We start from the raw sequence: 22,520 nt of genomic DNA on the forward strand, positions 1-22,520 counted from the left end.
TAATATAACCAAGTCAACCTGAATGAAGTTTACTCATAGGAGCGTGTAGAATGGATCTAAAAGAAAATTTAATCTTAATAAAAGAGAATGACTACCAAGCACCTTCAGATATATTCCCATTGGTACAAGAAATGATACATAACATCGGTTCTTTGGATGCCCAACTGCGTGATGAATTAATTTATACTACCTTATCGAATTGGATTCCCGGTAATGCTCTATCTGTAAACGAACTAGAGCAGATCTTACCCATAGTCTTGGATGAAAGCCACTTGCTTTTTAGACTTGGAGAAACGAATTCAGACTCTGTATTCACTCGATCTTTCTCTATGTTGGTTATATCGCTCTTTTTACTCAGGCATAGAGAATCACCATTTCTCTCAAAAGAACACATTCATCAGATCAAAGAGAACGTATTCTATAATGTACAAAAAGAGCGTGATTACCGTGGATATGACGAAGTAAAAGGCTGGGCTCATGCCATAGCACACGCAGCAGATGTTTTAGATGATTTAGCTCAGTGTACCGAACTAGATGAGACTGATCTCTTAACTATCCTCGACCTAGTTTATCAAAAGATAACCGTCAACGAACGCGTGTACTCCGATGGGGAGGATGAAAGAATGGTGAAATCCATCATTAGTATCTTAAATAGAAGGATACTTAGTCAAACTTACATAAAGCAATGGATTGAACGTTTTGGTGATGTGGAGAAAGACCCAGAATTTTTACTATCGTTTAGGCAAAAAAATAATATAAAGAACTTTCTAAAAAGTCTATACTTCAGGATTAAATTTCATCAATCGGATGCTGATCTCGGTCCAACTATTGAGCGCACATTATATAAAGTAGAACCCGTATATTATTCATGATTAGCAGTCCTTCCAAATTAACATCTTTATCTCAGAAATATTATCTGGAAGAAAGCGCAATTGATATTATTGTTAAATTCAGCTTGTTTTCTTACCATAAAGATTACATTCCATACTCCCCAAAAATGGCTGCATATCTCTTTTCAAATATCGCCCATCGCTTTTCGGCCCCGTATTTGGCATGTAGTTGCTCTAAATATTGCTTGGCTTCTTCCGTATCACCGGCTTGTAGCAGAAAGCAGAAAGTTTCTTCACTTAAATGTAGCACTGTCTTCGCCATATAATAATGGATTATATCTTTGGCTCCTGTTAGCGAGTGTAGGAATGAAATGCCCTCTTCCAAATGCGACACCAATTCTTTCGATAAAGCGTCTGGATCGATATCAGGCGTTAGGGAATAGTGGTCTGGGGCGGATGGGACTATTTCCTCGATCCGGCAGGTAAAATGCGATTGTTTCTCCAATATGGCCCCACTCGATGCAACGGACTGCAACTCCGCAAGCTCGGTGGAATGGACACTACAGTTAATATAAAACTTCACATGCCTACTGCTGTTATACTTTGATTTCTGGACGTTGAACTTATATACGAGGTTTCCAGCCGCTTTGGTGAAATTCAAATCTTTCTTGGAATAGCCGTGTTTGGCAAATATGGGTTTGACGTCTGTATTGATGATCTTCTTAAACAGTTCCTGCAAGAAATATCACTCCCAAGTCAGAGTTTATTGAATACGATGTTATCCCTTTTTGTTCAAAATTCATACTTGTTCTATTTTATAAAAATAAGGGCCACACATGGATTCGTGCGTATACACGTACGTCCATGTAAACGCCCGGTCGAAGATATAGATATCCTGCTCCGAATTAAAATCCGCTGCAATAATCCGATTCGCGTTTTCGTATAAAAGCACCCAACCACCATTTTCATACATCACATATACTTCATCTTTTGGCTCGGCATTAAAAGCATCTCGTGCTTCATCATGTGTCAGACATTTCTGTTGTTCATAACTGAACATATGCCACTTGTACTGGCTATAATGGATAGACTCTTTGACCACATCATCGATATTATTAGCGAATGCTCTGTCCCATTGCTTTACAATCCCTTCGGATTCCTCGTACAGTTCGGTGACAACAACCCCTTTATCCTGCAAATTCTTCTTGAACATATATTCCTGATGAATACGCTCAATTCCCCAATATGCGCGGTTCAGTTCCAATTCGGGTAAAGTATCCAGCAGCTCGTTAATTTTATCTCGAATCATCATTACCTCCGTAGGATATCGGCATTAAACTACCTGGTCCTCAAATGACTATTTAGCTTCTTCTCGCAGCATATGAGCCAGTTGATACATCTCCGCAATGTCATATCTGTTCTGCTTCTGGAACCTCCGAATTGCTTCATCAATCTCTACCACTTCAACTGCAACCACCTGCTCTCCATCCTCTGGATTCAGCGGATCACCGACAAGTTCAACATCACCATATCCGATGATTCGTACAAAATGGGGATGCGGGATATGCGGTCGATACGGTTCCAACGCACTGGATGTACAGTGGAATTGGCCAAAAATCTGATAGGAACGCATTTCTGCCCCAAGTTCCTCCATCAGTTCGCGCTTCAGTCCATCCATATACGGCTCACCTGCTTCAAGCGTCCCTCCAGGCAGCTCCCAATCTCCATTATCCAGTTGAAAGACAACACATTGATCCCCGACAAACGGAATGATGCTGATATTGCTCACTAACGTTTCATCCACGATCTCGTTTAATCTGAACTCCGCCTCAATAATCCCCCAATGAATCGACGTACTCAATGCCGGGAACTGTTCTGTATTTAAGCTGCTCAACCGCATCCGTTCCTCTCTATGTAAAATAAAATCTTTCATCTATATACTCCTCTCCCAATTATAGATGAAAACACAGAAAGAGGGCCACCTTCCCCAACGGGAATACGTGACCCTCATCTATCTCACGCTCTTTGCCCTTTAGCCTTGGATCAATATTGTCCCCAGACTCTCAGACCATGCTCCTTCTAATGCTGCACCAGCTTTCCCTTTTCCAAAAAAAGAACCCGGCTACAGAGCGGCAAAATTCGCTCATCATGCGTAACCATCACGGCACTCTTTCCCTGCTCCTTTACGAGCCGTGCAATCATGCCGACAATATCCAGCCCACGCTCCGCGTCCAGGCTGGCTGTGGGTTCATCCGCGAGCAGAACAGCCGGATCGTTCATCAAGGCCCGTGCAATGGCGACCCGTTGACGTTCCCCGCCGGACAGCTTCTCCGCATACGCCTTCCTCCGATGAGTCAAGCCTACCGTTTCAAGTAGAGAATTCACTCTTTTCTCCGCTTTGCTTTTCTCCGTTCCGGCGAGCTTTGCAACGACCATGAGTTGTTCTTCCACTTTCAGATAAGGAATGAGGTTGGCACTTTGAAATATAAACCCGAGTTGCTGTAGTCGCATATCGGATATATCCTGTTTGCTTTTGCCCATGATAGAGGCTCCATCCAGTAGAACCTGTCCTTCCGTTGGTTCGAGCAGTGCGCCAGCAATGGACAGGAATGTACTTTTGCCCGAGCCGGATGGCCCCATCACAGCCACGAGTTCCCCTACGGCTACCTCAAGATCCAGCTTGTCCAGAATCGTGCGTTTGCTGCCACCATCTTCAAAAGTCTGTGTAATTCCCTGCAATACCAATCGGTTTCTCATGCTGCAGTCCTCCCAATCGCATCAAGTGCATCAATTTTGGTAACCTTCCACACCGAGAATAACGAACCCGCCACAGACATGAGGATGAATAATACACAGGTCAAGGCGAGGGTGGATAAACCTAATTGAAACGGCATCGATGCTGGCAAAATGGACTCAAACAGTCGAACCAATAGTACGCTCATCACTAGACTACCTACGGACAGGACCAAGACTTGTAAAGAAACACTGCCCGCCAGATAACCATTCCGCGTTCCGATCGCTTTCAATATGCCGAACTGACTCGTTTTCTGAATCGTGATGACATAGAAAAATACCGCAAGCACAAACGCCGAGATGACATATAGAAAAGCGATCATCATGAGCAACGATCCCTGCTCTTCCTTATATCCAGGAATCGCCGATACGGCATCCGACTTCGTGATGATTTCCGTATTAGGCATTGCAGCACTCAGACTATCTACCTGCTCGCCTTCACCCTTGATCGCAATGGCATTGTACATTGGAGCATTGGCGTTGGTGTCAGCTGAACCTTGTGAAGTTCGTGAACCTCCTTGAAGCGCAAGCCATTCCTGTTCATTCAGGAACACTACCGGGGAGTGACTGAAGGACTCATTTTGTACAAATCCACCAACGGTCCACTCCATTCCCGAAGCTTGATCGACGAGAACCGTGCCAATCGTGACACCAGATTCAGACAACTTATGATCAACCACAACTTGCCCTTTGGTCTGATCCGTAATCGGAGACCCTTCGGTAACCGTTGGAGCAAGCCAACCTTCCGGGTTCACCATGAACAGCGTGACATCAATCTTTTTCGTGTCGCCTGTTGGACTAACGGTTGTCATTTTCACACCGAGCGGCTCAGCGTTCTCTTGCCCCACTACGGAGCGAGCTTGATTAAGTTGATCCTGATCCACTTGTGACCGGGTAAACCGATGATTCGAATCCTGTTCCAGCACAAAATGGGATGCTGCCATATTTTTGACCGAAGCTGCGTTATCATACGCCAGCCCCTGTGCAAGACCTGTAACAAACAGTACCAGAAATGAAACCAGCACCATGATTGTAGCAATTAAGGCATACCGCCCTTTGGCATACCTCATTTCCCGAATAGCCAAGTACATGTTGTGTGACCTCCCTCTTGATAACCCAAGTATAGGAGGCGAAAATGAACGGAAAATGAATAACAGATTACATCTGCGGAAGTGTCACGGTGAAGACCGTACCCTCAGGCGAACTGGCAACCTCGATTGTACCGTCATGAATTCGAATAATTTTCTGAACAATGGCAAGTCCAAGCCCGGTTCGTCCGGAAGAACGTTCCCGCGCACGGTCCACCCGATAAAATCGATCGAACAGGAAAGGCAAATGTTCCGCAGCAATCCCGTCTCCTGTATCCCGAATCTGAATGACACACTGGTTATCTATCTGCTCGGCATGAATCTCAATGCTTCTTCCCTGTGGCAGATGATTCACCGCATTACCCAGCAGATTCATCCACACCTGCATGAGCAGCACTTCATTGCCGACGAGCTGAATGGATTCGGGCACCGAGATCCGAAGCAGCAGTTCTTTTTCCTCGAGTTGCCATTGTAACACCTGAACCGCTTGCCGGAATTGATCTCGCAAAGAGAACTTTACTTTGCTCAGATCCTCGTTGCCTTGTTCAAGGGAGGACAGGAGCAGCAGTTGTTTACTGAGCAAGGAGAGATGACGGCTCTCCTCCTCAATGATCGATGCATAGTGCTCCCGCTCCTGTTCAGGCAGATCCCGATCCGCAACTAACTGGGCAAAACCCTGGATCGAGGTCAGCGGTGATTGAATCTCATGGGATACGTTGGATACAAACTGCTGCCGCGCCTGATCGACCCTCTCCAATTCACGACTCATGGTCATGAAATGCTGGGCTAATTGTCCGATCTCGTCACGCCGTGCGGCGGGCAATTTCAGATTATATTTTCCTTGTGCAATACGCTTGGTCGCCTCGGACAGACGTTCAATCGGATGAACCAGATAGCGGGTACTGATCAGAAAGATGAGAATACTAATGCCCACCGTAAATGCCCCAATCAGCGCAAAAAAGATTCGCAGCTCACCGAATTGCAGAATTACATCCGGACGCATAAAGAGAGCGTAATTCGCATTGTCCAACTGTAGGTGAACACCCACAGTATTGCTTAATTGATTATCGAAGAACCCAGTGATGAACGGTTTGCTTGGAAACTGGGCGACACCATGGTATACCTCACCCCGCAGCACCAAATCTACCGCTTGCTTGTCCAGATCTTTCTCTCGAAATTCGCGGCCGTAGAATTGGTCGTTGCCTTTTCCATCCGTCACATAGATTTCGTATCCAAGATCGGCGGCATTGTTCAAATACTGCTCCATGGTCCCGGGCTGCTGCTCCACAAATTGCTTCATTTGCGTTGCAATGCCCACCAGCTTCTCATCATTGAAATCCTTGAGCTTAGCATGATAGTAGATATTCGACAAAAGAAAACCGAGCATGCCGCTGACCACAATCACCGCAACCGTAATGAGGAATACCCGAACGTACAAGGTCCTCAAGGTGCTTTCACCTCCATCTTGTAACCAATGCCCCGGACCGTTTGGATGACGAAATCATCCGTATAATCGGCGAACCGATCACGTAGCCGCTTGATATGTACATCAACAGTACGGTCATCCCCTTCGTAATCTGCTCCCCAAACAAGTCGAATGAGTTCATCCCGAGAGAACAAACGCCCTGGAAACTGGGCAAGCTGTGAGAGTAATTCAAATTCTTTCATGGGCAAAAAAAGAATGGATTGCCCGTCCGTAACCTCCACGTTGTTACGATCAATGACGATTCGATTCATGCGGATGATATCGCTGGATGTGCGATGGTAGCGGCGAAATAATGCCTTTACCCGATAAACTAATTCCTCCGGTTCAAACGGTTTGGTGACATATTCATCCGTTCCTTTCAAATAACCGTCTCGCTTGTCGGATAGCTGATCTCGTGCCGTCAGCAACATAATTGGTATGTCGTAATGCTGCCGAATGTAATCACATAACTCCAGTCCGTCCATGCCAGGCATCATGACATCAAGGATCGCCAGATCGATCGGCGTTTCTTGCATCAATTTGACCGCTTCCAGTCCATCCTGCGCTTCATGAACCCGATAGCCTTCCTTGCTCATGACATGCCGGAGGAGTGCTCGAATATTCGCATCATCGTCTGCCAGCAGCAGATGTTTCATATGGTTGTCCGCCCTTCTATGTAGCGAGTACATCTCACTTTGATCCTGCACAGATGGTAGCATAAAAGCAATCTCATTCGCCAGCACATGCAAGGAGATACCTTGGTATGTTTACATTTCCTTAAATCTGGTTGACACTACTATGAAGCGCAACTATAATAAAACCATAACATATGAACAAACGCTCATATATTCATTTGTTAGCAAATAACCATTGCTAAAGATTCATTTATAGCCCCACTAGAAATCATATTACATAACGGAGCTTCGCTCCAAAGGAGAGGATTTATATGTCAGGACATCAACATAATCATAGCCATGGGCACGATCATGGACATAACCACGCTCACACCACCAATAACAAGAAAGTACTGCTGTTTTCCTTCATCATTATTACCGTCTATATGATCGTTGAAGCCATTGGAGGATTTGTCACCAACAGTCTCGCACTCATCTCGGATGCTGGACACATGCTGTCCGATTCCATTGCGCTCGGGATTGCTTTACTGGCGTTTACGTTTGGTGAAAAAGCAGTGAATACGGGTAAAACGTACGGCTACAGAAGATTTGAAATTTTGGCCGCTACGTTGAACGGAGTCACGTTAATCGCCATTGCGCTCTACATTTTCTACGAAGCCATTGGCCGTTTCATCAACCCGCCAGAAGTCGCAACTGTAGGCATGTTAATCATCAGCGTCATTGGACTGCTCGTCAATATTCTGGTGGCTTGGATCATGATGCGTGGTAGTGATACGGAGAATAATCTGAATATGCGCGGTGCTTATCTGCATGTCATCAGCGACATGTTGGGATCGATTGGGGCCATTGCGGCTGCACTGCTCATGATGTTCTTTGGCTGGGGTTGGGCCGATCCACTGGCAAGTGTGATTGTCGCAGCACTGGTATTGCGTAGTGGGTTCTATGTCACCAAATCATCTCTGCATATCTTGATGGAAGGCACGCCGGCCAATGTGGATGTGAATGACCTGGTGCAGACCATTAAACAAGTCGATGGCGTCAAAGGCGTACACGATGTTCACGTCTGGTCCATCACCAGTAACCTGAATGCGCTGACGGCACATATCGTCGTAGATGGAACGATCGATGTCTATGCATCCGAGATCCTGGTTCAGAAGATTGAACATATGCTGGAGCATAAAGAGATCAAACATGTAACACTTCAAGTGGAGTCCGAGAAACATCTGCATGACACCTCGGTACTATGTACCGTCAAAGGCGACGCACCCGATGCACATGCACATCATCACCATTGAGATGGGTAATAAATATTAGTTGTTTCTAAATGAAAACAGGGCAGATTCCCCGGTGAAGGGAACGCCCTGTTTTTGTTTGCCTAAGTTCAGCTTTTTGGTATGAGTAGAAAATGAATAGCCTTTACCTTATCGCAGCGGGCTTTGGACTACTTGTATCTGGAGAGTAACTTCTCTTTCTTTTGATCGAATTCATACTCTGATATGATATTTTTCTCTTTTAATTCACCCAACTGTAGCAGCTGCTCATGAACATTCACAGGGGCCTTTTTTCTCTTGCTAGAAATGACTAGGGCTAGAATTGAGAAAAGCAGACCATATAGGACACCGAGAAGTCCCAAACCTGCCGCTACTTCCGCACCATCTTGCGAACCATCTAAAAAAACGACCATTAACAAAAAATTGAGTACGAACCCAATAAGACTGACGATCGATAATGCTTTCAATGATTATTCCTCCTAAATGTTATGTATGTTTTTTTCAGAATTAAGGAAAGGTCGGTCAGAAGACTAAACATTAACCTCGTCCCAGTTTATGATGACGTATCCAAGCTGGAATAACAGGATGACAATATAACTGATGTTGATTCCCAAACTGGTCTTAACTTTCTTGATCTGATCCAAGAAATCTTCTTTGTTCATTTTTCCGCGTTCCAGCTTGGACTTCATCTTTTGTTTTTCTTTCCATAACATGTAGAACTCAAGTATAGCAAATATTCCCCATGCCAATGGATATACCAGTAACACTGCATTAGCAACTGACAGCAGCATAAGGGAACCTTCATCCAAACCTTTCTCAATTCCTAGCTTAAAGCTTACATTCACACTCAAAGTCAGAATGACTAAAACAAATCCTATAAAACTTAAATACGGTGTGAATTTGTTGCTTCGCATGTGTTGTTCCTTTCCGGCAATCTCCATTTGTCTAGTGACTATTTCATTCACGATTGCAGACTCACTGTAGCCCAAGTACTCAACTTCATTAATCTCCGCCACCACCACAAGATGAACAACTGGATGAGCTGCAAGAAGAGTCGGAAGATGATCCCGACGATGATTCGGATCCTCCTGAGGAACTACTACTGTCAGTACATTGATCCGAATAACAGCTGGAACTGCTCGTGCAACCACTGCTTGACGAGGAACCATAGGCTGCCTTTTCTTGTGGAAGAATTTCCTGCTCCAGCCGGCCCATGTGTAGCCCATATGTCGCCTCGTTATGCATGGAGTAGTATACCATGGCGCTAGCCATAACAAGAGCTACGTCGCTACTTCCGGATGATGCTGAAGATAGCTCTTCTTCACTTAGAGTTGCGGATCTTCGTAGTTGATCAATCAAGTAAGTAATCACCTGAGCAGCTTCAGGATCCTCCTGCATACGTCTTGCATGAAACAGTTCATTTACCAGTTCAGATTGATCTCCGTGTGCGATCAGCTTCTGTACATCACTGGATAATGGGTAAGTGAAAAAATCACCCCAGATTGCAGCACTGTAGGGAGTGAACTCGAATAATTGACAGTACACCCAGTCAAACCATGCACGTGCTCCTGGCGTTTCGCGGCGAGTGATTGCCGGCTCATGGTGTACCGTGGAACCCATTAATTCTGCACAAAAGTCAGCGTAAGATTTGGTGAACATCAACATCTCATGCCACAAATCATCTACCTCATCACTGAACATAGGCACCTGCTTAAGTAATGAAGCCATAATGAAGTATCGCTTAAGCTCTATTAGTTTCCACCGATACTCCAGTGTTTTCATATGAGGATATTCCTGTTGAATTCGGATTTTGAGTTTATTGGCAAAATGCTTATTGTAGCTCTTCTCCAATTGAAGAATGGTTTGCTGATAAGAGACTTCTTCTCGAAGTCCAAGATTCAAAGGTGCTTTTTTTCGTCTGTACGTAACTTTCGTCTGTTTTCTGCGCCTTCCTACTGGCCGAAAAATCTTGAGCTTACGTCGAATCAAATATGCTGTTACAACCAATAGAACTGCTGCAAGGTAGTAGTAGATCGGCATAATAAAACCGCTCCTCTCCGTTGATCTTCTCTATGTAAGGGTTAAACTATCATTAGTATAAATGAGGAACGGCAATGATTAATAGAGCCCTTTGGCATACATGTCTGGGCTCTATTTTTGTATATTTCGTTGTTATGAAATGGCAACAATCACACTCGTTATCAGCATCAAAAACGTCACGGGCGCCCAGATTCTTCGTTCCCATACACTTTTCGTGATCAGATTCAGTATTGTCCCAATTACTAAATACGCGACGATAAACCAGGTCGCTGTCCTTGCCAAAACAGACCACTGAGGCCAAAGCAATTCTGCTTTACTCAGAACAATGATACCCATAAAGGCCAAAATCGCGATCTGAACTATGCAGGCAAAACGCATGGATATGGGGTATTTCCCGGGAAACTTCCCACCCATAGCATACTCGCCCCACGGCACACCTGCCGCCAAAGCAACCTGAAAGAGAATCACGATCAGAATCAAAACAGTGAATACGATTGCTGACGTTAATAAGATCATGACCACACTCCAGTATTCAAAGTGGCGGTAGAATCACTCTCATAATAGGGATACTTCATTCCCACTCGTAGATCCTTCATTCTATACAGAAATGCAAACATGATAGTTCTCTAAATTATACAGGATATTCCACTAAATCATACTTTCTTTTTTTCCTGTTCGACTCCCTAGCCTGTCCGTTCATGTCTCTCGATTGGGATGAATACAAAAAGAGACTTTCACTAAAGGAGAGTCTCTTTTGTATTCCATATTTATGTTTTACTGAACAACTACCCGTTAAGCTGAGTCATCATTTCTTTCATATAACGTGTTCCATGGACCTCGTTTTGGGGACTTACCTTTTCAATGCGAGCTAAGTCATCCGGTGTCAGTTCAATCGTTGCAGCGTTCGCATTTTCCTCCAAATATTTAATTCGTTTCGTTCCCGGAATCGGTAATGCGTTATTAGCCATGGTCCAAGCTAAAGCCAATTGTGCAGGCGTACACTCCTTCTCCATGGCGATCTCTTTGATTTTATCCACAACTTCTATATTTTTGGCAAAATTCTCTCCTTGGAACCTCGGCATGTATCTGCGCAGATCATTAACATGCAAATCTTCGAATGTCCGTATTTCACCTGAGATAAACCCTCTGCTTAATGGACTGTATGCAACATGTGTAATATTCAATTCTCTCGCAGTCGGCAGAATCTCGTCCTCAATATCCCGGCTCCACAGGGAATATTCGCTCTGCAACGCAGCAATCGGATGAACGGCGTGTGCCCGGCGTAAAGTGGAAGCCGATGCTTCCGACAACCCAAGGCAGCGAACTTTCCCCTCTTTAACCAATTCAGCCATTGCGCCAACAGTTTCCTCAATCGGAATCTGAGGATCTACCCTGTGTTGGTAGTACAGATCAATATAATCGGTGTCCAGCCGGCGAAGACTTGCTTCTACAGCCTTTTTCACGTAATCTGGATGACCATTCAACGTCTCATAGTTCGGGGTATATCCAAATTTTGTAGCAATAATAGCTTGATCGCGACGACCCTTCAGCGCTTTCCCCAGTAGTTCTTCATTATGACCATTACCGTACACGTCAGCTGTATCTAGCAGTGTAACGCCAATCCCCAGCGCATGATGGATAGTCTTTATTGACTCCTCATCATTGGTTTCCCCGTACATTCCTGGAGACATGCCCATAATTCCCAATCCAATCGAAGATACGACGATATCGCTATTTCCCAGTACTCTTTGCTTCATATCTCCATCTCTCCATTCGTTAATATTCGTCTTTGCCGATGCTTTCCATTTGGTCTAGCAACTTGCTTTCTGAAGGAAGTTTTCCTGACTCTATGTCTTCATAGATCGTCAATTTGTTATTCACCGCTGCAAGTGCTTCGGCAATTTCAAGTTGGCGGCGATGTAACTCCTCTTTGTACTCGTAAAGGATCGCTTTCCGTTGTGGAATCGTTGAATCACCATCCAGCGCCAGACTAACCATATGTTTCAATGTAGATACCTTCATACCCGTTGCCCGGAAACAGGACATCAATCTCATCCAATCCAAATGTTCTTCCTCAAACATCCGATTGCCATGTTGATCCCGCTTAATGTAAGGGAGCAGTCCCTCCTTCTCGTAATAACGAATTTTATGTGCAGGACAACCCAGCCGCTCGGAAGCTTCTTTTATCGAAAAAGCCATACTGCTGACTCCTCCTTTATGTTCATTTATGGATGCATTGGGCCGGTTCTTTTACATCCTAAGGCTTCATGTTCACATTAAGGCAAGCACAAATTTAAAAATAATTTAACTGATCACTATTTTTAACAAAGGTAGGACATCACACACGCTTCAGTACTGGGAAGTAACGATTAGAGGAGAACTGCTGAAAAGATCGGTGAAAGCTGAAATTCGGAGAAAAAGAATCTGGAGATGCTGACTACTGCTTCGTATGGCGCGCTTGCCACCTTGCCTTAATCCAATACGATATTGTTTAGTCTGAACCAAGGCATTTGCGATAGCTATAGAAACGATGCTAGTTCAAATTTCCTGACATAGTCGTTTCCATTCCTGCCATGCCTTCAAATACTCAGGCAGATCAGCCGGATGATGCTTGTTACTCAGCCCAATTCGGCAATACAGATGGACCAGAACTTCCTCGATCAATCTGGATTTGTCCATTTCCACTTGTTCCAGAAGTTCAATTGTAGCAAATAAGGTTTCGGTGTTGATGCCATCTGGCGAGGAGCTAAACGCATACAAGAAATCATAGAGGATAGGCCCAACCATTGGAGAGGGATCAATAACGCCGATGAGTTCATTTTGATCGTATACAAAATTATGAACTCCCGTATCGCCATGCAAAAGAAACTTCTCTTCTTCCTCAAGAAACAGACGATCCACTTTAGATTGAACCAGATGATAATCATCTGTCGTTAACATACTTCCGATATTCATCTTCGCTTCATGAATGCTAATCTGATTGAATTCTTTCCATGTCCTCTGCGGGAACTCCATTCTACCCCATGATTTCGTATCTGTAGAACGCACATATGTATTGAATAACTCTTTCACCAGACGTGTTAACCAGTCTTTCTTCTGCCCCCGGTTGAAATGGGTCGTGCCTTCCATATACGTATAAATAAAATAAGAATTCTCTGGATCAGTCAACAAAACTTCAGGCAATAACGAAGAATGCTTATACGTGTCCAAAAACTGCTTAGTCATGAGAATCTGTTCGGGTTCATCTGATTTCAGAATATAATGCTTATTCAGACTCGTACTTAACCGATAAATACGTCCAGCTGTGGTACCTGACAAACGTTGAATTTCAGATATTTCTTCATTGATATGATGCATCTTGAATAGGTCATTGATCTCATCGATCGTTGGATTGATTAACATATGCTTCTCCTCAACACGCTGAATTATCTTTCAAAATGAGCTCTCTCTTCTTGATTGGAACTAAAGATATTTTCTCAATTCCCTTCCATGAATGATCCATTGTACGGCGTCCCAAATATCTGCTGCGATATAATCAGGTTCGGTCTCTGTCCATTTGTCTCTGAATTTCGTTAATGAAGATTCTCCCCAGCCTGTTCTCACCATGATCTTGGTCGCTCCTACGGCATGGGCAGCAAGCATATCTGTATCTCCTACATCTCCAATAACTATGCATTTGGATAAATCCAGACCGTGTTCCTCGGAGGCCTGTAATAACATCCCCGGTTTAGGCTTTCGGCAACTGCATTCTTGCTCATGCGGACATATATAGGAGTGATCGAATCCGTACTCGCGAAATTGCGCTTCAAACTCCTGAACACTTGCCTCTCCACGTGAGATCCGGTATTGATTGGTAAAAGCCAGTACCATAATCCCTTCTCGTTTCAAACGCATAATGGCTTCTTGAGCATTGGGGTATAATCTCGGATGAATAAAATGACCTGTCCCACCGATGGTTCCATCTCTGTCTATGAAAACAGCTTGTACATTCCCATTTGCTTTCATCATGGTCTGTTCCTTTCTGAGAACATATTATTGTATCTCTCGCCTCTGATCTAAAATTATTTCCCTATACTTTCTCATCGATAATATGTTTGCGATCATCTTGCTGCTTATGGTGTTGCTGTTTTTTTAATTTCAGTTTTAAGATAGTGTACTTCTTTGATTACATCATCCAACTTTTTCGATGTTTTGGATGAATCTACGGCATACCGTATGATTGCCACAAAGATAAGAACTACAATAATACTTATAATTGAGATCACTATAAACCAGATAAATTCGAAAATGGTGTCCAACTCCTTGCTGTCAAAATACTAAGTTGTAAAACTCTTTTGAAAACCAAAACCATATCAACCCCAGGATCACCATGATGGTGCCTAGTACTTTTAATATTATTTCAATATGTTTAGGGATATCACCATGAGGTGGGTTATCTTCGAACTCATGATTCGGTTTAATTTCTCGATATCTCATCAGAACAAATAGTTTGTATAGAAAATCAGGAAAGAAGTAACACGCAACGCCCACGATAAATACGGGAGTAGATAAATAACCAAAGGTGCTGGTGGTCCATTCTATCTCTATTCTCTCCATCCTCCTTTTGGGCTCTCTCTCATTCTTCCTCCACCAGAATGTCAGCACAACGAACAATTAGCTCAGGCATATTCTCTCCATCAAATAGAACATGAAGCTCATATCCGTTATCGATCCGGTACAGCTCTTGATACAGCCAGTATGTGCCTACAATCCCACCGTCTTGGTTGATAATTTCGGGTGCAACCAGCGTTAGTTTGTTTATATTGGTGAAGCCCCCGCGGGTATCAAAACGAATGACCATTTCCTCTCTTGTCAGTAATTCCGTAACCGTACAATCATGAAATTGAACTCGGCTATGTATTTCATCGGGGATATCCTGTGCAATCATTACTTCCCTGTATTCATTGGATACACGCTCCATCTCTCTCCAATTTTCTGCACTCTGTTTCTTCAGCTGTAGCATAACTTCTTTCGTACAGTAGCCCAACGTAAACACACGGATATCTGCGATTTGTTCAAAGATCTCTTGGGGTAAACGCTCTTTCTGGTGTTTGCAATCCCATTCCAGATTGTTTTTAAACTCTTGCTTGTAGCTCAACTCGTCAAAAGGAGGCCTTACATCATAATCTGCGATTAATTTCTCGATCCGCTCTCTTTCTTCGGCAGGCATTAAAACATGAACATTTTGCTCCAGCAAAAAACGAGGATCTGTATTGTACATCTCACGCTGAAGCTCTATATAGTCTTTTTCTTTTCTTTTATACCGTCGCAGGAAAAGCGCTTCGTTTAATTCGTAAGTTCCGCTATGTACCCTCATCCCAAATTGAAGTCCTGTTCGTTGACACAGCTCATACCATTCTTTCGTTCGATATTTCATGGGCATCTCTCCTGCTGATTTTTAGAATTTACTTTTCGATTGAAGCGTAAAGCATTTTAATTTGTGACGAGAATTTAGCTGCACCTGGAATATGTGTACGTTTAAAAAAAGCTGTTAATTGTTTAGGATGGTTTTTGACCATATCATATTCAATGATGGTGTCAGCGATAACAGATCTCGTAAAACCTAATACCTCGACCACTTCAGATCGATCTCCTGCCTCAAGCTCCTCACCTTCAGGAAATTCTCCATCTGGATCATCTTCCAATTGTTCACTGAATGTTAAACGAGCAAGAACATAGGAAATGATGTGGTCCTTGTCTCCGTCCATCTGCTCCATGATCCACTGTATACACTCTTCCTCGGTTGGAGCAGAGACGCCCAAACCCTCCAGTACATATTTACGTTCTTTAAATGAATCCATCAGCAACGATGCTTCAAAACTGGCATGCTCGACAAATTGGACCTGAGGTTTAAGCTGAATGATTTCAGCTGTTACCTGTTTATACCAATCACTCGTTAGAAATTGCTCTATGGTTTGCATCACTTCGCCTCCTAATCTTTAGCCTTTAACAATTCCTTATACTCAACAGACGTACGGGTCTACGCCAAGGTTTGAAAAAATCGGTGTTTTATTTCTATGTCGTTTCGCGCCGCCCATTCATGCACAGCTTCTACCCCTGCGGACTCCTGGCCTCGTTGAAAATAAAAACATAGATCGATCGGCACTAACCGTTTACCATAGAGTTTGATGCCAATCCGTCTGTAATTCATATAAATACACTCAATCTGAGATGCATCATATCGCTGATGTCTCGTAGAAATCACATGATCGCTTTCCAGCGTAATAGTAGGTTTAGTGAAAAATAAACGCCAGATCAGAAAAATGATATAACCGAGAATATAGGTCAATATAACGAGCAGGAGGTACTTCAGAATCCCATTTTCATCGTAAATACCATCCCTGAGGAGTATTGCTTCCATGACCAACATACATAGCAGACTCAACCATGCTCTTGGATAAATCGTCTTGTATGTAATGAGTTCCACCTCCTAATCATTCTCTCCATGTATCCGAAGCCACTCAGAAGGGGCTTTCTTGGCAAAATGCTTTTCAACAAAATCCAAAATATCATCAATGCCGGGCAATGCCGCATTTTCCTTGGCTTCGTCAAACGTCATCCATTGGTACTCGGTATGTTCATGATTTAACAGGACAGGCTGGCCTTCATCCACATACCCTACGAATACGGGAGCGGTATAGATATACTCCCCCATCGGTGAATAATATTGTTCAAATTGATTGGCAGAATACAACCGGACTTTCGTAATACCTGTTTCCTCGTGAACTTCTCTGAGTGCAGCTTCCCATGCCTTCTCGCCCTTTTCTATCCCGCCACCCACATAACACCACTCATTGTGCAACATACGGCCAGCCCGCTTCAGCATCAGTACGCGGTATTGATCGTGGCTCTTCTTCAATAGAACTACAGCCACGCCTTCACAACGAAAGGGCACTGCCTGTTTCGCGTGCTCCGCACCATTCATCTTCCCGACCCCTTCTCTTCGGAATCAAAGTCCTCCAACACTTTAAACTTATCCCCGTGGATTTTGTCCAGATGATCTTCTCCCCAGTAACACAGATGGTCCAGGGCAGGCTTGAGTCCCCAGCCGTAATCCGTTAACTCATACTCCACTTTGGGAGGAACCTCCGAATATACCTTGCGCTGCACAATCTCGTCTTTTTCCAGACCTCTGAGCTGTGTTGTCAGCATCTTCTGCGTAATGTCCGGTATCAATCTTCGAAGCTCCGACGTGCGTTTACGTCCAGTCATCAAGTGATAAATAATCAAAGGCTTCCACTTCCCACCCATCACTTCCAAGGCCGCTTCCACGCCTACTCTATATTTCTTTGGAGCACTCGTTTCTCCATGTTCCGTCATTTTTGAACCCCTCCATAATCAGGCTGTATCCAAGGTAAAAACATAATCTTCTTGCTGCTCTTTTTCCATTATTCAAGCCCATTTCGGGGCAGCCATTTAGGGTACTTTAATGTTCCTATAGCACTTTATTCTTCTTATAGAACGCCAAAGTGCGTACTTCCAGATGTTTTCATACCTGTTTATAATAGCATCAGCCATTGATTTATGGCTACAAGACCGTAATCCAGAAAGGTAGTGAACGCTAAGATGAACGTACTCGTTGTAGTATCCCACCCGCGTAAAGATTCCTTGACCTTCCAGGTAGCTGAACGTTTTGCAAAAGGGCTTACCGAGGCTGGTCACGGTTATGAGATATTGGATTTGCATGGAATTGGATTCGACCCGATTCTTCGTGAGATGGATGAACCAGACTATACCCAAGAGAATCAGGTGTTCTCACCTGAGGTTGAAACCGAGATGGAGCGATTGAAGAAGCACGATGCTGTCGCTTTTGTGTTTCCTCTCTGGTGGTGGCATCTGCCAGCCATGTTGAAAGGTTATGTGGATCGTGTCATGAACAACGGATTTGCGTATGGCGCTAACAAGCTCCCACATCAGCAGATATTGTGGATCGCTCTTTCGGGTGTGACGGAAGAACAGGTGCATAAGCGTAACTATGGTGAATCAATTGCCAATCTGCTCAATGTAGGTATTGCCGATTATTGCGGCGTGTCCCAATCAAGGGTCGAGTTTTTGTATGAAACGTTGGAATCCAAGCCTGAGCATTATGAGGTACTGCTGAACCATGCACATCACTTGGGACTGAATTATGCCAACAATCCTTCGACGTTATAAAGGCATTATAGCGCTACATTAATATGGCGCCTAACACCGCAACTCCGCTTGAACACGGCAAAAAGGTCGCTCCGAAGAGCGACCCTGTCTGTGTGTCTTGCATTATTTTACGGTCGAGAGAAGGAACTTCTCCAACATACTGGTATCGGTAATGCTATGGTTGCAAGCTGTGTTATCCATGCATACGTACTGGGCCACGGAAGAAATGTTGTCCGGCGTATAACTCTTGGTTTTCACGTTGAAAAATCCGAGCTCCTGATGGCGATGACAGAACATGCAGTACCCTTTCTTGTTCGTGGCTGTAAGCCGTCCCTCAATACCGAGGAATTTGCCCTCGTGCGGGTAAACAATGAACAAGCGATTGGTTGCAATGTCGGTCCATCTCAGGTAGGTTGTACGTGCGTAATCGATGGATTCGAGATCAGGCATTTTGAGCTTCTTCGCCTTCGGGTACAGCTTCTGAATCTGCTTCGCGGATACTTGTGGAAACGGAATCAGATATGCTTCCAGCTGGTTAAGATACGTCTGCAACTCATGCGTCGTCTCATACGTGGATAACTGCTCCAGCAATTGCTTTTGTTCCGGCGTCAGTTCAGTGAAGATGCCTACCGCATTCGTGCCAACCGTATAACGGACGGTTTCCAATACTTTGGGATCCACGACCGAGCGTAGCGTTTTGAGCAGGAAATCAGCTTGTTTATGAATATAATTGAATTGATGATTGTGAATAAATGGTGTTTGCATGGCTTTCAGCCCCTTATATTTATTAGGAAAATAAAGTAAGGTGCAAAGCCTGCGGGTTGAACCATGTTAATGTTGATTCCAGGGCAACAATCTCATTTTGGTCGCGCCCTACACAAAGTCCGCCCCTATTCAGGCTTTGCGTAAGGCTTTCTAGCGAACGAGCAATCCGGCATTATCCCTATTGCCACGTCATAACCCCCAATACGATAGATATATCGGAATTATAACAGGATTGAGTGTATGACTACAATAAGAGTGATTATCACTCACTCTTAGATGTCTCGATAATTAGAATTCAGAAACACTATGTTCAGAGTTAATTTCAACAAAAAAGAAGGATTTATACAAAAATCGACGAAAATGTAAGAATAATGGAGGATAGACAATCAAGTTAATCTAAGGAAAGAAGGAGAACTGTATGCAAGCTGCCCTTTTAGCTTTAAACGTGATCATCTTGTTAGGAATAGTCGCCCTTTACTTAAGAAAACAGAATGGGAATTCCCTAAACGAACTTAAAACGGAGTTAGAGAAAACAAAAGAAGACATACGAAGGTTGCTTGTGGAACAAGCCACTCAAAACCGACAGGAAGCGAATGTAGCAGCTAAACTGAATCGAGAAGAGCTTGCTAAATCAATAGGAAACATGAATCAATCACTAATTAACAATATTGGAGAAGTTGCTTCCCAGCAAAAGAACCAGCTAGATAGCTTTTCGAGAAGATTGTCGGATATGACCGCAATGAATGAAACCAAACTGGAGCGTATTCGTGGAACTGTTGAAGAGAAGTTAGTCCAGTTGCAGCAAGATAACAACCAAAAACTCGAGCAAATGCGAGCCACAGTCGATGAAAAGTTACATGCAACTCTAGAACAAAGATTAGGGGACTCCTTCAAACTGGTTAGTGAACGATTAGAACTTGTACATAAAGGTCTTGGAGAGATGCAGACTCTCGCCAATGGAGTTGGAGACTTGAGAAAAGTTTTGACTAATGTCAAGACACGAGGAACACTTGGCGAGCTACAATTAGAGAATTTATTAGATCAGACACTAACGGTAGAACAATACAATAAAAACGTAATAACCAAAAAAGGCAGCAATGACCGCGTAGAGTTTGCAGTTAAAATTCCTGACAAGAATAATAAAAATCATTTTATACACTTACCTATCGATTCCAAATTCCCACTTGAAGATTATCATCGACTTCTGGATGCTTATGAGGAAGGTAACAGCCAAGCTATCAGCGAAAACACCAAACTTCTGGATACTAAAATTAAAAATGAAGCCAAGTCCATTCGAGATAAATACATTGATCCACCGAACACGACTGATTTTGCCATTATGTTTTTGCCTATTGAAGGACTCTTTGCCGAAGTTTTACGTAAACCTGGACTTTGGGAAAGCATTCAAAGAGAATACCGAGTCGTTATTGCAGGTCCTACTACGTTGACTGCTGTTCTGAACAGTCTACAGTTAGGCTTCCAAACTCTTGCTATCCAAACACGTTCTAGTGAAGTCTGGCAGGTACTTAGTGGTGTTAAAACAGAGTTCGGGAAATTTGGCGACATTCTTGATAAAACGCAAAAAAAATTACAAGAGGCAAGTAACCATATTGATCAAGCTTCAGTTCGGACCAGAGCTATTGAACGTAAGTTAAGAAAAGTTCAAGAACTTCCTGGCGAAGAGTCTTCTCAAAATCTTTTGGAAGCTGTCATTGAATAAGGTACTTAAACATTAAGATAGGGCGATGTTTCCCATCATAAGGGATAGCATCGCCTTTTTACTACTCACTTCCAGTCCTTAATCAGCACAGCCACAATGCCCATAACAACGTACTGTTGCAGGAAGGGATACATCAGTAACTGTCATGTAGTATACCAGTACATCGGATGTTCCCCTATCTTTTCAAATCCGAATTTGTGAGCCAACTCGTTACATGCCACATTGTCCGTATGACAACTCCAGTTGGGAATGAGATTTTGGGCTAGGCAGTCATTAATAAAAAGCACACCCAAAGCACACGCTAGTCCCTGCCGTCTGAACTCATCAATAGTGATAATAACGATCTCTGCATAACCTCCGCCCACATAAGGGGACGTACAGACACTGATAAGTTCGTCTTCCATCATGATAAAATGTCCGATTCCAGATGTACAGAACCGCTCGGCTGATGGCCAAACCAGTTGATAGTAAGGGTAAAACTTTTCTCTGTATGTTGTTGCTATGTCAACCTCGAGTGGGTAATACTTAAATGGCTTCTGCACCATGCTATCTGACATAACATAAGATTCCACAAATCTCTCTTGGTGAAAAGAATAATATGTACGGGATATTTTTCGGGAGTGCTTGATAAGATAGGCATCAATCTTCTTCTCCCAATCAGCTGTGAAGACACCTAAAGCAAAAAAATTATGATGATTAGATTCATTATTCATAAACCCAACTACATCTGCAATAAACAAATCGTCCTCTTCATCCCCAGCCAGACAGTAAAAACCTCCACTGCTCGTAATAAATACAGAGTTGATACTCTTCCCTTCATTAACGAATACACTACCCTGCTGTATATGTTGGATCACAGAAAGTGCGTAGACCGCTTTATTCTGGATTGAATCCAGTAAAGGCAACACCGTGTGATACTGATCCATCGCAATTTCCCTCATACCTTGTCCCCTTCTCCTCCGTGATGTACGCAGACGATACCTATACTATATGAATAAATTATCCCAGGTTATTCTTTTTAACGACTATTTCGAATTCTCCCCTGTTCCTATCTCACTGCACTCGTAAAACTCGCTTTAAAAATAAGATCATACACATTGGTGTAAGAATCGTAGTACTCAAGTGCCTGTTTTCTTTCTTCGTTAAACGACTTCAACCTCTCTTTGTCTCCAGTATCGACATAAGCGAGTAACTCTCGACTTGCTTTTTTGTATGCTTCTACACTTCGTCTCGCAGATCCAAAATCAAAGGAGTTATAGTCTAGCACGGGAGTAAAGTTCTCCGGTCGGATTCCCGCATTTGATTCAGCTTCCGCTATGAACTCGTGTAATTTCGAGAAATCTACCGGCTCTTCCAGCAGCACATTGCCCAAAATATTGACTATTTCCTGATCAATCTTGTTGAATCGAGTTGTAAAGACATGATTAAACACATGCATCTCCATCAAATTTCTGGTGTACAGAAAATAGCTATTAACCAAATGAAGCGTTGAGTTTTTATACTCTACCGAGAATCTCGCACCTCGAAGAATATTAGCCGGGATATATACTCGGCCGTCTATCATTTTCGCTTCGGCTCCTGCCTTTGTTTGGAGTTCCTTTTCATTAAAAATCACGTTGATTTTCTTAGGTGCACTTGAAACGGTATGAGCCATGGAGCAGCTTAATAACGTTACAACAACTGTAAACATCATCATCTTTTTCACTATGTACAACTCCTCAATAGAATTAATCAGGATATA

The 22,520-nt window shown here is 43.4% G+C and carries 28 protein-coding genes; 4 read left to right on the forward strand and 24 right to left on the reverse strand.

The annotated features are described in order from the left end of the window. The first annotated feature begins 50 nt into the window (after positions 1-50). Positions 51-872, forward strand: coding sequence for a DUF2785 domain-containing protein (locus tag ACE3K2_RS28600; RefSeq protein WP_421898159.1), 822 nt, complete (start codon positions 51-53; stop codon positions 870-872). A 103-nt stretch (positions 873-975) separates the two neighbouring features. On the opposite strand, the gene ACE3K2_RS28605 is transcribed toward ACE3K2_RS28600, so the two are convergent. The 7 genes from ACE3K2_RS28605 to ACE3K2_RS28635 all read right to left on the reverse strand — a co-directional run bounded on the left by ACE3K2_RS28605 (position 976) and on the right by ACE3K2_RS28635 (position 6,832). Beyond that, the gene (locus ACE3K2_RS28605; RefSeq protein WP_421898162.1) at positions 976-1,569 is read right to left on the reverse strand and encodes a DUF4304 domain-containing protein; all 594 of its coding nucleotides are present in this window, start codon (positions 1,567-1,569) and stop codon (positions 976-978) included. A 60-nt stretch (positions 1,570-1,629) separates the two neighbouring features. Further along, complete coding sequence (locus ACE3K2_RS28610) at positions 1,630-2,142, reverse strand: DUF4275 family protein (protein WP_421898165.1); 513 nt, start codon at positions 2,140-2,142, stop codon at positions 1,630-1,632. A 45-nt stretch (positions 2,143-2,187) separates the two neighbouring features. Then, complete coding sequence (locus ACE3K2_RS28615) at positions 2,188-2,763, reverse strand: NUDIX hydrolase (RefSeq protein ID WP_421898168.1); 576 nt, start codon at positions 2,761-2,763, stop codon at positions 2,188-2,190. A 146-nt stretch (positions 2,764-2,909) separates the two neighbouring features. Beyond that, positions 2,910-3,587 (reverse strand): ABC transporter ATP-binding protein, encoded by a 678-nt coding sequence (locus tag ACE3K2_RS28620; RefSeq protein WP_421898171.1) that lies wholly within the window; start codon positions 3,585-3,587, stop codon positions 2,910-2,912. Continuing rightward, positions 3,584-4,714, reverse strand: coding sequence for an ABC transporter permease (locus tag ACE3K2_RS28625; protein ID WP_421898174.1), 1,131 nt, complete (start codon positions 4,712-4,714; stop codon positions 3,584-3,586). Before ACE3K2_RS28625 ends, ACE3K2_RS28620 begins: the two co-directional genes overlap by 4 nt. A 67-nt stretch (positions 4,715-4,781) precedes the next feature. After that, positions 4,782-6,158 (reverse strand): sensor histidine kinase, encoded by a 1,377-nt coding sequence (locus ACE3K2_RS28630; protein WP_421898177.1) that lies wholly within the window; start codon positions 6,156-6,158, stop codon positions 4,782-4,784. After that, on the reverse strand, positions 6,155-6,832 hold the full coding sequence (locus tag ACE3K2_RS28635; RefSeq protein WP_421898180.1) for a response regulator transcription factor: 678 nt from the start codon (positions 6,830-6,832) through the stop codon (positions 6,155-6,157). Before ACE3K2_RS28635 ends, ACE3K2_RS28630 begins: the two co-directional genes overlap by 4 nt. A gap of 290 nt (positions 6,833-7,122) precedes the next feature. Here ACE3K2_RS28635 and ACE3K2_RS28640 point away from each other — a divergent pair, with 290 nt between their 5' ends. Beyond that, a complete protein-coding gene (locus ACE3K2_RS28640; RefSeq protein ID WP_421898183.1) occupies positions 7,123-8,106 on the forward strand; it encodes a cation diffusion facilitator family transporter in 984 nt (327 codons plus the stop codon). A gap of 146 nt (positions 8,107-8,252) precedes the next feature. Here the strand turns inward: ACE3K2_RS28640 and ACE3K2_RS28645 are convergent, their stop codons facing one another. The 14 genes from ACE3K2_RS28645 to ACE3K2_RS28710 all read right to left on the reverse strand — a co-directional run bounded on the left by ACE3K2_RS28645 (position 8,253) and on the right by ACE3K2_RS28710 (position 17,481). Continuing rightward, positions 8,253-8,549, reverse strand: coding sequence for an SHOCT domain-containing protein (locus tag ACE3K2_RS28645; RefSeq protein WP_421898186.1), 297 nt, complete (start codon positions 8,547-8,549; stop codon positions 8,253-8,255). Positions 8,550-8,612: 63 nt separating this feature from the next. Further along, complete coding sequence (locus ACE3K2_RS28650; protein WP_421898189.1) at positions 8,613-9,047, reverse strand: hypothetical protein; 435 nt, start codon at positions 9,045-9,047, stop codon at positions 8,613-8,615. Between the two features lie 37 nt (positions 9,048-9,084). Beyond that, positions 9,085-10,122 carry a hypothetical protein gene (locus ACE3K2_RS28655; protein ID WP_421898192.1) on the reverse strand — a complete coding sequence of 346 codons (1,038 nt, stop codon included), beginning with the start codon at positions 10,120-10,122 and terminating at the stop codon, positions 9,085-9,087. Positions 10,123-10,254: 132 nt separating this feature from the next. Beyond that, positions 10,255-10,638, reverse strand: coding sequence for a hypothetical protein (locus ACE3K2_RS28660; protein WP_421898195.1), 384 nt, complete (start codon positions 10,636-10,638; stop codon positions 10,255-10,257). A gap of 269 nt (positions 10,639-10,907) precedes the next feature. Then, the gene (locus tag ACE3K2_RS28665; protein ID WP_421898198.1) at positions 10,908-11,879 is read right to left on the reverse strand and encodes an aldo/keto reductase; all 972 of its coding nucleotides are present in this window, start codon (positions 11,877-11,879) and stop codon (positions 10,908-10,910) included. A gap of 19 nt (positions 11,880-11,898) precedes the next feature. Further along, a complete protein-coding gene (locus ACE3K2_RS28670; RefSeq protein WP_421898201.1) occupies positions 11,899-12,321 on the reverse strand; it encodes a MerR family transcriptional regulator in 423 nt (140 codons plus the stop codon). A gap of 339 nt (positions 12,322-12,660) precedes the next feature. Further along, the gene (locus ACE3K2_RS28675) at positions 12,661-13,524 is read right to left on the reverse strand and encodes a phosphotransferase (protein ID WP_421898204.1); all 864 of its coding nucleotides are present in this window, start codon (positions 13,522-13,524) and stop codon (positions 12,661-12,663) included. Between the two features lie 60 nt (positions 13,525-13,584). Continuing rightward, complete coding sequence (locus tag ACE3K2_RS28680; RefSeq protein WP_421898207.1) at positions 13,585-14,130, reverse strand: HAD-IIIA family hydrolase; 546 nt, start codon at positions 14,128-14,130, stop codon at positions 13,585-13,587. Between the two features lie 300 nt (positions 14,131-14,430). After that, on the reverse strand, positions 14,431-14,718 hold the full coding sequence (locus ACE3K2_RS28685; RefSeq protein ID WP_421898210.1) for a hypothetical protein: 288 nt from the start codon (positions 14,716-14,718) through the stop codon (positions 14,431-14,433). A 19-nt stretch (positions 14,719-14,737) separates the two neighbouring features. Continuing rightward, positions 14,738-15,538: a DUF4085 family protein gene (locus ACE3K2_RS28690; protein ID WP_421898213.1), complete on the reverse strand. Its 801-nt coding sequence runs from the start codon at positions 15,536-15,538 to the stop codon at positions 14,738-14,740. Positions 15,539-15,566: 28 nt separating this feature from the next. Continuing rightward, on the reverse strand, positions 15,567-16,082 hold the full coding sequence (locus ACE3K2_RS28695) for a hypothetical protein (RefSeq protein ID WP_421898216.1): 516 nt from the start codon (positions 16,080-16,082) through the stop codon (positions 15,567-15,569). Between the two features lie 59 nt (positions 16,083-16,141). Then, complete coding sequence (locus ACE3K2_RS28700; RefSeq protein ID WP_421898219.1) at positions 16,142-16,588, reverse strand: hypothetical protein; 447 nt, start codon at positions 16,586-16,588, stop codon at positions 16,142-16,144. A gap of 3 nt (positions 16,589-16,591) precedes the next feature. Beyond that, positions 16,592-17,086: an NUDIX hydrolase gene (locus ACE3K2_RS28705; RefSeq protein ID WP_421898222.1), complete on the reverse strand. Its 495-nt coding sequence runs from the start codon at positions 17,084-17,086 to the stop codon at positions 16,592-16,594. Further along, entirely contained in the window at positions 17,083-17,481 is a 399-nt protein-coding gene (locus ACE3K2_RS28710; protein WP_421898225.1) for a winged helix-turn-helix transcriptional regulator, read from the reverse strand. The genes ACE3K2_RS28705 and ACE3K2_RS28710 overlap by 4 nt, the downstream gene beginning before the upstream one ends. A gap of 246 nt (positions 17,482-17,727) precedes the next feature. On the opposite strand from ACE3K2_RS28710, the gene ACE3K2_RS28715 reads away from it, so the two are divergent. After that, positions 17,728-18,315 (forward strand): NAD(P)H oxidoreductase, encoded by a 588-nt coding sequence (locus ACE3K2_RS28715; RefSeq protein WP_421898228.1) that lies wholly within the window; start codon positions 17,728-17,730, stop codon positions 18,313-18,315. Between the two features lie 102 nt (positions 18,316-18,417). On the opposite strand, the gene ACE3K2_RS28720 is transcribed toward ACE3K2_RS28715, so the two are convergent. Further along, entirely contained in the window at positions 18,418-19,059 is a 642-nt protein-coding gene (locus tag ACE3K2_RS28720) for a FusB/FusC family EF-G-binding protein (protein ID WP_421898231.1), read from the reverse strand. A 418-nt stretch (positions 19,060-19,477) separates the two neighbouring features. On the opposite strand from ACE3K2_RS28720, the gene rmuC reads away from it, so the two are divergent. After that, the gene (gene rmuC / locus ACE3K2_RS28725; RefSeq protein ID WP_421898234.1) at positions 19,478-20,779 is read left to right on the forward strand and encodes a DNA recombination protein RmuC; all 1,302 of its coding nucleotides are present in this window, start codon (positions 19,478-19,480) and stop codon (positions 20,777-20,779) included. 143 nt (positions 20,780-20,922) lie between these two features. On the opposite strand, the gene ACE3K2_RS28730 is transcribed toward rmuC, so the two are convergent. Together ACE3K2_RS28730 and ACE3K2_RS28735 are read right to left on the reverse strand one after the other, a co-directional pair. Next, on the reverse strand, positions 20,923-21,720 hold the full coding sequence (locus ACE3K2_RS28730) for a GNAT family N-acetyltransferase (protein ID WP_421898237.1): 798 nt from the start codon (positions 21,718-21,720) through the stop codon (positions 20,923-20,925). 107 nt (positions 21,721-21,827) lie between these two features. Next, a complete protein-coding gene (locus ACE3K2_RS28735) occupies positions 21,828-22,484 on the reverse strand; it encodes a hypothetical protein (RefSeq protein ID WP_421898240.1) in 657 nt (218 codons plus the stop codon). Between the last annotated feature and the right edge of the window lie 36 nt (positions 22,485-22,520).

The organism is Paenibacillus sp., assembly GCF_048976745.1.
Taxonomy (GTDB): domain Bacteria; phylum Bacillota; class Bacilli; order Paenibacillales; family Paenibacillaceae; genus Paenibacillus.